The following is a 13,800-nucleotide window of genomic DNA, read 5'->3' on the forward strand; positions in this document are numbered from 1 at the left end:
TTGCGCTGTAGGAGGGATCTTTTTTTCAAAATGCCCCTCCAAGGACGTGCAGCTTTTGGCCAGACTCCCCCGGCCGAACCATCACAAGGAAGAGAACATGGCTGACCTAAAAGTGCCGCCGCGGCTGGATCCGCAGGACATCGTGAAATTGCTGGTGGCGCTGCGCAAGGCGTTGAAGACCAGGGTGGCTAGACCGTAAAAACAAAAAGATCGCAGCCTTCGGCAGCTCCTACGGGGTTATGTGAACACCTGTAGGAGCTGCCGAAGGCTGCGATCTTTTGATTTTCAAGCGCCATAAAAAACGCCGACGCTATCGAAAGCCGTCGGCGTTTGAAACCTTGAAGGGGTTCGAGACTGCGATCAATCAGAACGCCGGCAGTACCGCGCCGCTGTATTTCTTGTCGATGAACGCCTTCACTTCAGGACTGGTCAGAGCCTTGGCCAGCTTCTGGATGGCAACGCTGTCCTTGTTGTCTGGACGAGCCACCAGGAAGTTCACGTAAGGCGAGTCGGCACCTTCGATCACCAGCGCATCTTTAGCCGGGTTCAGGCCCGCGTCCAGCGCATAGTTGGTGTTGATCATGTCCAGATCGACCTGGTCCAGAACACGCGGCAGCATGGCCGATTCCAGTTCCTTGAATTTGAAATTGTGCGGGTTCTTGGCGATGTCTTTCGGCGTGGCCACGGCGTTTTTCGGGTCTTTCAACTCGATCAGACCAGCCTTCTGCAGCAGGATCAGGGCACGGCCGCTGTTGCTGCCTTCGTTCGGGATGGCGATGGTTGCGCCGTCCTTCAGCTCAGCCAGGCTTTTGACTTTCTTCGAGTAGCCGCCGAATGGTTCGACGTGTACACCGATTACGGTCACCAGGTTCGTGCCTTTGCCTTCATTGAAGTTTTTCAGGTACGGCAGGGTCTGGAAGTAGTTGGCGTCCAGACGCTTCTGGTCGACCTGCACGTTCGGCTGAACGTAGTCGGTGAAGACTTTGATCTCCAGGTCCACGCCTTCTTTGGCGAGGGTTGGCTTGATCAGTTCAAGAATCTCGGCATGTGGAATCGGCGTCGCCGCAACCACCAGTTTCTCGCCGGCCTGGGCCAGGCCCGCGGTCAGGGCAGCCGCCAATGCGGTGAACAACAGAACCTTTTTCATGCAGTGTCCTTATCGAAAATCACGGTCGTCATCGACGACGGCTAAATGTTTAGGTGCCAGTGAAGTGCTATCGCTGGCGTGACGCGGACAATACCGGGATTTTTTATTCCCGAACAATATCTTTTATTCACTTTCATATTCCATTTTGTTCCTACAACAGCCGCACCCGATGTAGGAGCTGCCGAAGGCTGCGATCTTTTGATCTTGATCTTCGGTGGCTTTGAAATCGCCAAAATCAAAAGATCGCAGGCTGCGCCAGCTCCTACGAAAGCCCGGCGTCTTTGAGCAGTTTTTTCAAGGCCTCTTTTTCGGCGGTGGAGCCGTTGCCGAGGATTTTTTTGAGTTGCTGCTCGATCTGTAGCAACGATGCCGGCGCCTCGGGCAGATTCAAATGCTCCGGCAAAATCTCATCGCCAGTACTCACCAGCAGCGCAAAGTGAATGACGTTCTCCAGCTCCCGAGTGTTGCCCGGCCAACTGTGTTGCTCCAGCAAATGCTGCGCGGCTTCGCTGATCAGGGGCACCGGCAGGTCGAGGCGCTGGCTGTAGATGCCGAGGAAGTATTCGGCCAGCGACAAAATATCGCCCACCCGCTCACGCAAGGCCGGCAGTTCTAGTTGGCCCTCGCTGAGGTAGTGATAAAGCCGCTCATGGAATTTTCCGGCAGCCACTGCCTGGGCCAGATCGATGCTGGTGGCCGCCACCAGACGCACGTCCACCGGGCTCGGCTGGTGCGCACCGACGCGGGTGACTTCGTGGTTTTCCAGGGCTGCGAGCAACTTGATCTGGATCGGCAGCGGCAGGTCGCCGATCTCGTCCAGATACAAGGTGCCGCCGTTGGCCGAGCCGAACCAGCCGGCACGACTGCTGGCCGAACCGCTGTAACTGCCGGCGGCATAGCCGAACAGTTCAGCATCGGCGTAAGTCGGGCTGATCGCGCCGCAATTGACGGACACGAACAACCCGCCACGATCACTGGCGCGATGGATGTGCCGCGCCAGCAGTTCTTTACCGCTGCCGGTTTCACCGCGAATCAACACCGAGATCGAACGTGGCGCCAGTTGTTCCAGCTCCTGGCGCAATTGCCGGGAACGCGGATCGACAAACACCAGCGCCTTGGCGCGGATGCTCAGCGGGCTTTTCTCCGCATCGGGAAAGGTCAGCAATGGCTGACCGAAGGTTTCATGCAAACTCATGGCAGACTCCCGCCCAAAACCGCCGGGAGGCGGGGGCGTTTAACAAGAAAAAGGGTTACGCACGTCGCAGGGCGTGGTGTTCCATACGGTTTTGCAGGCGATAGAGATAGGCAAAACCCTGCTCCCAGCGCCGGTGACCGGACTTCACGTTGATGTGCCCGGCCCCCGATAAAATCCCCGCCTCGGCGCCCCACTGACGCGCCAGTTCAAGCGCACGTGGCGCGCTCACGGCGGCGTCGTTGTCAGAGCTGACGACCTGGCTCGGGAACGGCAATAAATGGGTCGGGATCGGCGCAAAGTTGCGCAGGGCCGGCGCGCAGGCCGGGCGCTCGACGTCCGCTGGCGCGACCAGCAAGGCGCCGCGCACCTGACGCAAGAATTGCACCGGCGCGGTGGCTGCCCAATGGGCAACGGTGATGCAACCCAGGCTATGGGCGATCAGGATCACAGGCGTGCTGTCGGCGGCAATCGCCTCGGCCAACGCCGCGACCCAGTCTTCGCGACGAGGCGTCAGCCAATCGGCCTGCTCCACCCGCGCACTGTTTGGCAGACTGTTCTGCCAGTGGGTTTGCCAATGATCTTCTGGCGATCCTTGCCAGCCCGGCACAATCAGGTAGCGAATTGATTCGTTGCGCATGGGGGAGCTCTCCTGCTGTGTGTCTGTTCCTGATCGAGTATAGGGAGGAGAGTTATATTCGCTAAGGAATAAGAGGCTATTTATTAAGACCAATATCGAATATGTGTTTACCCGAAATAAAAAAGGGGCCGCACCCTGCCAAGGAGACGGCCCCGGAAACTCAAAATCTGTTTGCGCTGATCAACAATCCTGAAGCCGATGATTGGCGAAATCGGTTATCCAATAAAGGAATATTTAATTACTTTATTAGACCCAAAAGACATATGCCAACTCTCAATAATCGCCGAACCCTCGCTGCTTGCGTCACAACGTAGCGTCCCTTTGGGTCAAATTGATGACGAGCGTTTTTCGCCTTTGAGTTTCCGGGTGCATTGCTCAAACCTGGGCGGCACGCACCTGACGGGGTTCTGTGGTCGCCTTGTGCGCAAATCGGTTCGCCCGTGCAAACGTCCCGAAATCATTGAACCGAACCCCCATCTCTCGCATCACCTCATGCGCCACCGGCACTGTCATCTGGCGGATGTAAAACGGTTCCTTCACCACAAAGTGATGGATCCCGTGGCTGCTGCCGAAGTTGAAGCAGAACGCCTGCAACGGCCACAGCCACCAAGGGTTCAAGACCTGAGTCTGCTGAATCACATTCCCCGGCTCCACGTCACCGTAGTAGTGCATGTTCGAGCTGACAAAGTGCAGGCAGAACGTGCGCAATACGTTCGGACCGATGATCACCACGACAGCGATGTCGATCACTTGCATCACCGCCAATGTCGTCGCCGACCATTCGATGGGCGCCCCCGATAGATGCGCGATTCCGTTGGCGGCGTGAAAACCGAGGAACACATACCACGCCCCCCAATGCATCAGCGCCAGCGGTGCGTAAACTTTCAGGGAGCGCTTGAGGATGCTGAACTTGTGCGCCCAGGTCTTGGCCCGCAGCATGCGGATCAGCGCCGACATCACGTTGTCGCCAACCATCAACAGCCGCGCAAAACCCCAGGGCTCACCGTTGGTGATCGCCCGCTCTTCCATGTCGGCTTCGGTGCCGGACACCTTGTGGTGGTTGAGGTGTAAATGGCGGCGGATCCACGGATTGATGGTGCTCGGCCGCGCCAGCCACACCAGGCCCATCATCAGGTTATGCGGCACCCGCTGTTTGCGAAAATACATGCTGTGGATCAGGTCATGCTCAAGTTCATGGGTCAACGAGGCGAAGAACGCGTTGACCAACAGGCATGCCCACCAGGCCATGTATCCGTTGATATAGAGCACTGCCGAACCGATCATCCCGGCCAGGGCGAAGGCCAGGATGCCCGCGCCCAAGGCGTCCTGATGATTGAGAATCGGGTAGCGCCGACGCAATTCGACGCCTTTGGCCAATACCACTTGGCGAATATGCGCTGATCGCTGTGCTGCATTCAGTCGCTGGGGACTTGCAGAAGTACCGTCCATGCTTCCATCCTCTGGTTATTGATGCTCGCATCCTGCCCTGTGATGCTTAACTGAACGGTAGCCGTGAACGCCAACCTGTTGACCGGACGCGCCAATCGACATGACTGAACCGACCTCCCTCGCCAGCTGGACCCGCGCCCTGCGCAAGCAGCTCGATGCGCTGGGCCTCGACAGCACTGCCCTGTGCCGACAGGCGGGGCTCGATCCGCAGTTGATGGACGACCCGAACGCCCGTTACCCGTTGTCCGGCACCACACGCCTGTGGGAAATCGCGGTGCAGGTCAGCGGCGACCCGGCGATTGGCTTGCGGGTGTCGCGTTTCGTCAGCCCTACCACCTTTCATGCGCTGGGTTATGCGTTGGTAGCCAGCGGCAGTCTGCGGGAGGTCTTCGAGCGCATCGTGCGTTATCACCAGGTGGTCAGTAATGCGCTGGACCTGGAGCTGATCCGCGACGAGGATCGCTACCGCTTCCGCCTGAAAATCCCCCAGGGCAACCCCGCGCCCGCCTTCGAAGCCATCGACGCCTTCGCGGCGATTTACGTGCGCACCTGCCGTAACCGGCTGGGCCGTGACTACGCGCCGCTGGCGGTTTATCTGCGCCGTCCGGAACCTGCCGACCCGCATCAATGGCACAAAGTGTTCCGTTCGCCGGTGTATTTCGCCGCCGAGGAAGACCGACTGGAATTCGCCCTGGTGGATTTCGACAGTCACCTGGACGATGCCAACCCGGAACTGGCCGAACACAACGAAACCGTGCTCGATCGCACCCTGGCGCAACTCAAACTCCTGACCTGGGAGCGCAAGGTTCGCGACGCCATTGAAGAGCAACTACCCGAAGGTGAACCGTCGGCCGAACGTATCGCCCAGGCACTGCACTTGAGCTTGCGCAGCCTGCAACGGCACCTGGCGGACGAAGGTTGTCGGTTCGATACGCTGCTCAACGAAAGTCGGGAAAACCTGGCGCTGCTGCACCTGCGCGACCCGCAATGCTCGTTGAGCGAAGTCAGTTATCTATTGGGATTCGCCGACACCAGCAGTTTCAGCCGCGCGTTCAAGCGCTGGACGGGGATGACGCCGGGGCAGTTTCGGGATGGGTTGCGGTAATAGATTCGCCAGGTGTGTTGAGAGTCGCGGGTAAGCCTCGCTCCTACACATTTGCGTCGTACACACGATTGACTCTTGCCCGCGAAGGCGTCAATCAATTCACCGCATGCCATCAACGTTTACGCCGCAACACTTTGCGCACCCGCCTCACCAGCTCACTGACGGTAAACGGCTTGAGCAGGTAGTCATCCTCATGCAGTTCCAACCCACGCAGCCGGTCCTCGATGCCGTCCGTGGTGGTGAGCAACAGCACCGGCGTATCGCCGAGCTTGCGGATCTGCTGCAGCAACTGCCAGCCGTTGAGCCCCGGCAGCATCACGTCGAGGATGATCAATTCATATTCGCCAGATTCGATAAAGCGTCGGCCGTCCATGCCATTGAGCGCTACATCCACCGCATAACTCGCTTCGCTCAGGCCTTTGGCCAGGACGCTGGCGGTCTCGGGTTCGTCTTCCACTAACAGCACACGCATGGCACACCTCGATTGTCGTCTTCACAGGCTAGGCGCGTTCGTGGACAAAGCCCATCAATAAAAGATCGCAGCCTTCGACAGCGCCTACAGGTGCACGTCAAACCACCGCCAACGCCCGCAACCGCTGCGCATCCAGAATCTCGATCTCGCCATACCTGAGATTCAGAATTCCCTGCCCCTGCAAGTCCTTGAGGATCTGGTTGGTGGTCTGGCGCGACAACGACAGCATCGACGCCAGTTGCTCCTGCGGCAGTTGCAGAACGCGGCGCGGCAGGTCGATTTCACCATAGCCCTCGGCGATCATCAGCAAGCGATGGGCCAGGCGCGCCGGGGCCGGCATCAGGCTCAGCTGTTCGAGGTTGATGAAGGTCAGGCGCAATTTGTGGCTCATCAACAACGCCAGTTGCCGCCAGTACACCGGGTGTTCGTCGAGCAATGCCAGCAGCACTGTTTGCGGGATGTGCAACAGGATGCAATGGCCCACGGCGTAGGCATCATGGGTGCGCGGCTGGCCATCGAACAGGCAGATTTCGCCGAACCAGTGCGGCGGTTCCACCAGACTCAGCAGCGCTTCCTTGCCCTGCTCGTTCACCGCGCCAATGCGCACCGAACCTTCAAGTACCGCATACAACCCGCACGGCGGATCTGCGCGCTGGAACAGCCGCTGCCCCGGTGACAGCCGCCGAACCCGGGCGATTGCCAGCAGACTATCCTGTAAGGAAACAGGTAAATGACTGAACCATTGCCCCGTATCCAGGCGCGAACGCCAAACCTGCATGTCCATGAAAACTCCTGGAGATTGTCGCCTGGCTGACAGAGCGAGAGCTGAACCCGGGGCATCATCAATCACCCTACAGGAGGAATAACAATGAAAAGCCTCGTTGACCATCTCAGTCAATACGCCGCCTACCACCGTGATCCGCGCAATATCGCCAGCCATTTCGTGGGCATTCCCCTGATCGTCGTGGCGGTCGCGGTGTTGCTGTCGCGTCCGCAATGGGCCGGGGGCTGGCTGTCACCGGCAGTGCTGGTGTCACTGGTGTCGGCGTGGTTTTACCTGCGCCTGGAACTGCGGCTGGGGGCGCTGATGACGGTATTGCTGGGCCTGTCGGTCTGGCTGGGGCATGTGCTTGCGCAGCAAAGCACATTTGCCTGGCTTGGCGCCGGCATCGGGATGTTTGTGGTGGGCTGGGCGATACAGTTTGTCGGTCATCATTACGAGGGGCGCAAACCGGCGTTTGTCGATGATGTGACGGGGTTGATTGTCGGGCCATTGTTTGTGGTGGCTGAGTTGGCGTTTTTGCTCGGGATGCGGCATGAGCTCAAAGAGCAGATCGAGGCGCGAGTGGGTGGTGTGCGAATCAATCCGAAGAATGCGGCGGCTTAGGCCGCTTTAAAAGATCGCAGCCTGCGGCAGCTCCTACGGGGTTTTGGGTTGGCCACAAATGTGTGTTCAACCCAAATCCACTGTAGGAGCTGGCGCAGCCTGCGATCTTTTGATCTTAAATGTTGGCGACTTTCTGCCAGACCTTGGGTTTGAAGAACAACGTCTCACCCTTCGTCAATCCAACCAGGCTGTCGTGATCCTTCACCACTTCAGCTTCAATCAACTCGCTCTGGCCTTCGACCTTCAGCGTCACCCGCGTGGTGGCGCCCAACGGACGAATATCCCGCACTTCAGCGGCGTGGTGGTCTTCCAGTTCATGCCGCGACAGCGACACTTCATGTGGACGGAACAGTACGTGCCGGTCTTCGCCCAAATGCAGACGGTTCGAATCGCCGAGGAAGTGATAGACGAAATCGCTGGCCGGATTTTCGTAGACGTCGCCCGGTGAACCGATCTGCTCGATCACCCCCTTGTTCATCACCACGATCCGGTCGGCAACTTCCATCGCCTCTTCCTGGTCGTGGGTCACGAATACCGAAGTCAGGTTGATGTCTTCGTGCAGCCGCGCGAGCCAGCGACGCAGTTCTTTACGGACCTTGGCATCGAGTGCACCAAAAGGCTCGTCGAGCAGCAGCACTTTCGGCTCCACCGCCAGGGCGCGGGCCAACGCGATGCGCTGACGCTGGCCGCCGGAGAGTTGTTCCGGGTAGCGATCGGCCAACCAGTCCAGTTGCACCATGTTCAGCAGTTCGTGGACTTTCGCCGCGATCTGGCTTTCGTTCGGACGCTGGTTTTTCGGCTTCATACGCAGGCCGAACGCAACGTTGTCGAACACCGTCATGTGGCGGAACAAGGCGTAGTGCTGGAACACGAAACCGACGTTGCGATCACGCACGTCGTGGCCGGAAACGTCTTCGCCGTGGAACACGATGTTGCCCTGATCCGGGGTTTCCAGGCCGGCGATGATCCGCAGCAAGGTGGTCTTGCCGCAGCCGGACGGCCCCAGCAGCGCCACCAGCTCGCCGCTTTGAATGTCCAGGCTGATGTTGTCCAGCGCCTTGAACGCGTGAAAGTTCTTGCTGACGTTACGCACTTCGATCGACATGACTTATTCCTCCGCGGCGCTGGCGCGCAGGCGGTTAATACGGTTTTCGCTCCACTGCTTGAGCAGCAGGATGAAGAGCGCCAGGATCAGCAACAGGCTCGCCACAGCGAACGCGGCCACGTGGTTGTATTCGTTGTAGAGAATCTCGACGTGTAGCGGCAAGGTGTTGGTCACCCCGCGAATGTGCCCGGACACCACCGACACCGCACCGAACTCACCCATGGCCCGCGCGGTACACAGCACCACGCCATAGATCAGGCCCCATTTGATATTCGGCACGGTGACGTGCCAGAACATCTGCCAGCCATTGGCGCCAAGCAAACGCGCGGCCTCTTCCTCCTGGGTACCTTGTTCCTGCATCAGCGGGATCAACTCACGGGCCACGAACGGCACGGTGACGAAAATCGTCGCCAGCACAATGCCCGGCAAGGCGAAGACGATCTGGATGTCGTGATCCTGCAACCATGGGCCGAACAAGCCCTGGGCGCCGAACATCAGCACGTAGACCAGACCTGCGATCACCGGCGACACCGAGAACGGCAAGTCGATCAGGGTCACCAGCATGCTCTTGCCGCGGAACGAGTATTTGCTCACGCACCACGCCGCGCTGACACCGAACACCAGGTTCAGCGGCACCGAAATCAACACCGCAATCACCGTGAGTTTCAGGGCCGACAACGCGTCCGGCTCAAAGATCGCGGTGAAGAACGCCCCCAGGCCCAGCTTCAGGCCTTGGGACACCACGATGAACAGCGGCAGTAACAGAAACAGCGCAAAAATCAGCCAGCCGAGGCCAATGAGGATTCGCCGCGAAGCTGCACTGCCACGGCGGGCGGCGTTCGAGGAGGCTGCTGCAATAGACGATTGGGACATTTTTCGCGCCTCCTTATGGGGTTTCGATGCGCCGCTGCAACAAGTTGATCAGCAGCAACAGGACAAAGGAAACCACCAGCATCAGTACACCAATGGAGGTGGCGCCGGTGTAATCGTACTGGTCGAGTTTGACCATGATCAGCAGCGGCAGAATTTCGGTTTTCATTGGCATGTTGCCAGCGATGAAAATCACCGAACCGTACTCGCCGACCCCACGGGCAAAGGCCAAAGCGAAACCGGTCAGCCAGGCTGGGAGCAGCGCCGGCATCAGAATATGGCGGAAAACCTGCAACGGATTTGCCCCCAGGCACGCCGCCGCCTCCTCCACTTCACGGGGGATATCGGCCAGTACAGGCTGTACCGTACGTACTACGAATGGAAGTGTTACAAAAGTCAGCGCCAGGGTGATGCCGAGGGGGGTATACGCGATCTTGAAACCCAGATCCGCCGCGAACTGACCCACCAGGCCGGTGGGGGTGTACAGCGCGGTCAACGCGATACCGGCCACGGCAGTGGGCAATGCGAAGGGCAGATCGATCATCGCATCGATGACTTTGCGCCCGGGGAAGGTGTAGCGCACCAGCACCCAGGCCAGCAGCGTGCCGATCACGCCGTTGATGATCGCGGCGTACAACGCGGTGCCGAAGCTCAGCTTCAACGCGGCCAGCACCCGAGGTGCCGAGATGATTGCCCAGAACTGGTCCCAGGTCAGTTGAGCGGCATGCACGAACATCGCCGCCAGTGGAATGAGCACAATCAGGCTGAGGTACACCAAGGTGTAGCCCAGCGTCAGCCCGAAGCCGGGTATGACGGGGGAGATACGACGCGACATAAAAGTCCTTGGTTGAAAACGCACTAAGCCCCGACGGCAAGATCGGGGCCCGTTGGCAGATCTATTTCAGGCTACTGCGCCTGGTAAATCTGGTCGAACACGCCACCGTCATTGAAGAATTTCGGCTGGGCGGTTTTCCAGCCGCCGAAGTCCTTGTCGATGGTCACCAGTTCCAGGGTCGGGAACTGTTTGGCGTACTTGGCGGCTACGTCCTTGTCACGTGGACGATAGAAGTTTTTCGCCGCGATTTCCTGGCCGGCCGGGCTGTACAGGTGCTTGAGGTACGCTTCGGCGATTTCGGTATTGCCCTTCTTCTCGGCGTTCTTGTCGACCACAGCCACCGGTGGCTCGGCAAGGATCGACAGCGAAGGCACGACGATGTCGAACTTGTCGGCGCCGCCGTCTTCTTTCAAGGCCAGGAAGGCTTCGTTTTCCCAGGCCAGCAACACGTCGCCCTGACCGTTGTTGACGAAGGTGATGGTCGAACCGCGAGCACCGGTGTCCAGCACAGGCACGTGTTTGAACAGGGTCTGTACGTACTCTTTGGCCTTGGCTTCGTTACCGCCATTGGCTTTCAGGCCATAGGCCCAGGCCGCGAGGAAGTTCCAGCGTGCACCGCCGGAGGTTTTCGGGTTCGGGGTGATGACTTCCACGCCGTTTTTGGTCAGGTCGCCCCAGTCCTTGATGCCTTTCGGGTTGCCCTTGCGCACCAGGAACACGATGGTCGAGGTGTAAGGCGTGCTCGCTTCCGGCAGACGCTTCTGCCAGTCAGCCGGCAGGCTCTTGCCGAGCTTGGCGACTTCGTCGATGTCACCGGCCAGGGCCAGGGTCACCACGTCGGCCCGCAGACCATCGATAACGGCGCGAGCCTGTTTGCCCGAACCACCGTGGGATTGCTGGATCTTCACGTTGTCGCCAGCGTGGTCTTTCTTCCAGAAGTTGATGAACTCGGCGTTGTAGTCCTGATACAGCTCACGGGTCGGGTCATACGACACGTTGAGCAATTCGTAATCCTTGGCAACCGCGGAACCAGCAAAAAGGGCACTGGCCAGGGCGGCCAAAGCAAAATGGCGAATCGACGACATGGTGAAAGCTCCTGGAATTCTTGGTGTGGTGGCTTTTTCTTATGGTCTGGAACGGGTTGCCTGACTCAAGGATCGAAGCCTTCGACGCTCCCGCAGAAGCCGCCGAAGGCTGCGATCTTTTGATCTTTGCTTCAGCTCGGTTTGTTGCCCGGCTGCTGCAAACGAAATTTCTCTTTGCGTTCGATCTGTACCACCTGGGCGTTGTGCACGGTGATTTCCACCGCGCCAAAGCGCAGGTCGCGCAAGGCGCTCTGGATCTCGCGCAAAATGGTGGCTTCGTCCTGTCCGTCAACACTGCGTAGGGATGCGCTCATGGTGCTGCTCCTTTAATGAGATGTGCCCGGCAGTGGCGGCACTGCTTAAGGCGTGGAGCAATAGTAGTTAGGCGCGCATATTCTTAAAAATACTATTTAAGAATGTTTATATAACAAAAAGAAATTATTTGGTGACGCAAGGGGTTACTGAGCGTCAGGGACTTGAAGATCAAAAGATCGCAGCCTTCGGCAGCTCCTACGGGTGTACGCCGATCTCCTGCAGGAGCTGCCGAAGGCTGCGATCTTTCGCTTTTCAGGAAATCACCGGCGCCCGCGTCCAATCCAATGAAGCGGTCGGCACTGGCCGCCCAAACCAGTACCCCTGCCCCAGATCGCAATCGTGCTCGAGCAGGAAAGCCGCCTGCTCGACCTGCTCGATCCCCTCGGCATGCACCTGCATTCCCATGCTTTGCGCCAACGCAACGATCACCCGCGCGATCGCGGCGTCGTCCTCATCACCCGGCAAGCCTGCGACGAATCCCTGATCGATCTTGAGTTTTTGCACCGGTAAACGCTTGAGTCGCAGCAACGACGAATAGCCCGTGCCGAAGTCATCGATGGCCAGCCGCACGCCTAACTCACGCAAGCGGTGCATCTGCTCCAGCGCCACTTCCGGATCCTCCATCACCGCACTTTCGGTGACTTCCAGCTCCAGATACGCCGGATCCAGCCCGGTATCGTGCAGCACCTGAGCCACCTGCTGGTACAACTCACGGCGAGCGAACAGGCGCGAAGAAACGTTCACCGCAACAAACGACAACACCACGCCCGCGGCTTGCCACTGGCACATTTGCTGACAGGCCTGGCGCATGACCCAGGCATCGATCTCGGCAATCAACCCGGTGCGTTCGGCAATGGGGATGAACTCAGCCGGTGACACCAGCCCGCGCTGTGGATGCTCCCAGCGCACCAGGGCTTCGACGCCGATCAGACGGCTGGTCTTGAGGTCGTGCACAGGTTGGTAATAAACCCGCAACTCCTGCTGTTCCAGTGCTCGGCGCAACTCGAACGCAATCTCCACGCGTTGCTGGGCATGTGCGGTCAACTCTTCGGTATAGAGGGCATAACCGTCTCGGCCCGCGCTCTTGGCCTTGAACAGCGCCGAGTCGGCGTTGCGCAACAATTGCTCGGCACTCAAGGCATCACTGGGGAACAGGCTGATGCCGACACTGGCGTTGATGAACAACGAATGCCCGTCGATCTGGAACGGCTCCTTGAGCCCATCGACGACCTGCTGAGCCAACGCCGCCGCGTGCCCCGGTTGCGGGCAATTTTCAGCCAATACCGCGAATTCGTCGCCACTGAGCCGCGCCAGGGTGATGCCCGGGCCGAACAAGGTATTCAGACGCTCAGCCACGCCCTTGAGCAGTTGGTCACCGACGCTGTGGCCAAGGCTGTCGTTGATCAATTTGAAGTGATCGAGGTCGATCATCAGCAACGCACAACCGCGCTTATGGGCCTGCGCCGAGGCCACGGCCTGCCCGGCACGGTCGGTAAACAGCAGGCGATTGGGCAGATCGGTCAGCGGATCGTGGTGGGCCAGGTGCGTCAGTTCATGCTCGGAGTTCTTGATCGCACTGATGTCGGAAAACACCGCAACGTACTGGCTGAGCCGCCCCTGATCGTCATGAACGAGGCGGATCGTCTGCCATTGCGGGTAGATCTCGCCGCTTTTGCGCCGATTCCAGATTTCCCCGCTCCACTCGCCGAGGCTGTCGAGTGTCGCGAACATCGCCTGGTAAAAACCCGGCGGGTGATGGCCCGACTTGAACATGCTCGGTCGCTGACCCAGCACTTCCTCACACTGGTAGCCGGTGATTTCCATGAACGCCCGATTCACATGGACGATCAGCCCTTTGCTATTGGTGACCAGCACCCCTTCGCGAGTGCAATCGAATACCGCGGCCGCCTGTCGCAAACGCTCCCGGTCGGCAGTGCGCTCACGCAATCTGGCACCGACGCCCAGGCAGCGAAACAAACGTGCCCGCGCAATGAAAATCAGCCCGGCACTGAAGGCCACCCAGGCATAACCGTTGATCAGTTGCCAGCGCAGCAGGTCGGTGGAGTTATCGAAGAAACTGTTCAATAAATAACCACTGAACTGCAGCCAGACTACAGAAAGCACCAGATAGAGCAGCGCTGCACGCAAGGCATCGCGATATGTGGCTGACATTAGAGCGTCCATGTCCCTACAAAAAA

The 13,800-nt window shown here is 59.0% G+C and carries 14 protein-coding genes; 2 read left to right on the forward strand and 12 right to left on the reverse strand.

All coding sequences use genetic code 11. The annotated features are described in order from the left end of the window. Positions 1-364 precede the first annotated feature (364 nt). From AC1D2Q_RS25065 to AC1D2Q_RS25080, 4 genes are all read right to left on the reverse strand, one after another. The gene (locus AC1D2Q_RS25065; RefSeq protein WP_428635508.1) at positions 365-1,147 is read right to left on the reverse strand and encodes a MetQ/NlpA family ABC transporter substrate-binding protein; all 783 of its coding nucleotides are present in this window, start codon (positions 1,145-1,147) and stop codon (positions 365-367) included. A gap of 262 nt (positions 1,148-1,409) precedes the next feature. Beyond that, the gene (locus AC1D2Q_RS25070) at positions 1,410-2,342 is read right to left on the reverse strand and encodes a sigma 54-interacting transcriptional regulator (protein ID WP_477814910.1); all 933 of its coding nucleotides are present in this window, start codon (positions 2,340-2,342) and stop codon (positions 1,410-1,412) included. Between the two features lie 55 nt (positions 2,343-2,397). Then, on the reverse strand, positions 2,398-2,979 hold the full coding sequence (locus AC1D2Q_RS25075) for an alpha/beta hydrolase (RefSeq protein WP_477814911.1): 582 nt from the start codon (positions 2,977-2,979) through the stop codon (positions 2,398-2,400). 375 nt (positions 2,980-3,354) lie between these two features. Next, a complete protein-coding gene (locus AC1D2Q_RS25080) occupies positions 3,355-4,428 on the reverse strand; it encodes a fatty acid desaturase (RefSeq protein ID WP_477814912.1) in 1,074 nt (357 codons plus the stop codon). 100 nt (positions 4,429-4,528) lie between these two features. Between AC1D2Q_RS25080 and AC1D2Q_RS25085 the strand changes: the two genes are divergently transcribed. After that, positions 4,529-5,533, forward strand: a complete 1,005-nt coding sequence (locus AC1D2Q_RS25085) for an AraC family transcriptional regulator (protein ID WP_477814913.1) — start codon at positions 4,529-4,531, stop codon at positions 5,531-5,533. A 112-nt stretch (positions 5,534-5,645) separates the two neighbouring features. Here AC1D2Q_RS25085 and AC1D2Q_RS25090 read toward each other — a convergent pair whose 3' ends face one another. Then, complete coding sequence (locus tag AC1D2Q_RS25090; protein ID WP_477814914.1) at positions 5,646-6,005, reverse strand: response regulator; 360 nt, start codon at positions 6,003-6,005, stop codon at positions 5,646-5,648. Positions 6,006-6,102: 97 nt separating this feature from the next. Next, positions 6,103-6,789 carry a Crp/Fnr family transcriptional regulator gene (locus AC1D2Q_RS25095; RefSeq protein WP_477814915.1) on the reverse strand — a complete coding sequence of 229 codons (687 nt, stop codon included), beginning with the start codon at positions 6,787-6,789 and terminating at the stop codon, positions 6,103-6,105. Positions 6,790-6,873: 84 nt separating this feature from the next. On the opposite strand from AC1D2Q_RS25095, the gene AC1D2Q_RS25100 reads away from it, so the two are divergent. Continuing rightward, on the forward strand, positions 6,874-7,392 hold the full coding sequence (locus AC1D2Q_RS25100) for an Mpo1 family 2-hydroxy fatty acid dioxygenase (RefSeq protein ID WP_477814916.1): 519 nt from the start codon (positions 6,874-6,876) through the stop codon (positions 7,390-7,392). Positions 7,393-7,507: 115 nt separating this feature from the next. Here AC1D2Q_RS25100 and AC1D2Q_RS25105 read toward each other — a convergent pair whose 3' ends face one another. The 6 genes from AC1D2Q_RS25105 to dibA all read right to left on the reverse strand — a co-directional run bounded on the left by AC1D2Q_RS25105 (position 7,508) and on the right by dibA (position 13,774). After that, complete coding sequence (locus AC1D2Q_RS25105; protein ID WP_028939547.1) at positions 7,508-8,497, reverse strand: sulfate/molybdate ABC transporter ATP-binding protein; 990 nt, start codon at positions 8,495-8,497, stop codon at positions 7,508-7,510. Between the two features lie 3 nt (positions 8,498-8,500). After that, positions 8,501-9,370, reverse strand: a complete 870-nt coding sequence (cysW, locus tag AC1D2Q_RS25110) for a sulfate ABC transporter permease subunit CysW (protein WP_007941037.1) — start codon at positions 9,368-9,370, stop codon at positions 8,501-8,503. A gap of 13 nt (positions 9,371-9,383) precedes the next feature. Then, positions 9,384-10,202, reverse strand: a complete 819-nt coding sequence (cysT, locus tag AC1D2Q_RS25115; RefSeq protein ID WP_018929362.1) for a sulfate ABC transporter permease subunit CysT — start codon at positions 10,200-10,202, stop codon at positions 9,384-9,386. 71 nt (positions 10,203-10,273) lie between these two features. Then, a complete protein-coding gene (locus AC1D2Q_RS25120; RefSeq protein WP_477814917.1) occupies positions 10,274-11,287 on the reverse strand; it encodes a sulfate ABC transporter substrate-binding protein in 1,014 nt (337 codons plus the stop codon). Between the two features lie 131 nt (positions 11,288-11,418). After that, on the reverse strand, positions 11,419-11,601 hold the full coding sequence (oscA, locus tag AC1D2Q_RS25125; protein WP_022643503.1) for a sulfur starvation response protein OscA: 183 nt from the start codon (positions 11,599-11,601) through the stop codon (positions 11,419-11,421). Between the two features lie 253 nt (positions 11,602-11,854). After that, complete coding sequence (gene dibA / locus AC1D2Q_RS25130; protein ID WP_477814918.1) at positions 11,855-13,774, reverse strand: phosphodiesterase DibA; 1,920 nt, start codon at positions 13,772-13,774, stop codon at positions 11,855-11,857. Between the last annotated feature and the right edge of the window lie 26 nt (positions 13,775-13,800).

The organism is Pseudomonas sp. P1_A1, from assembly GCF_056406935.1.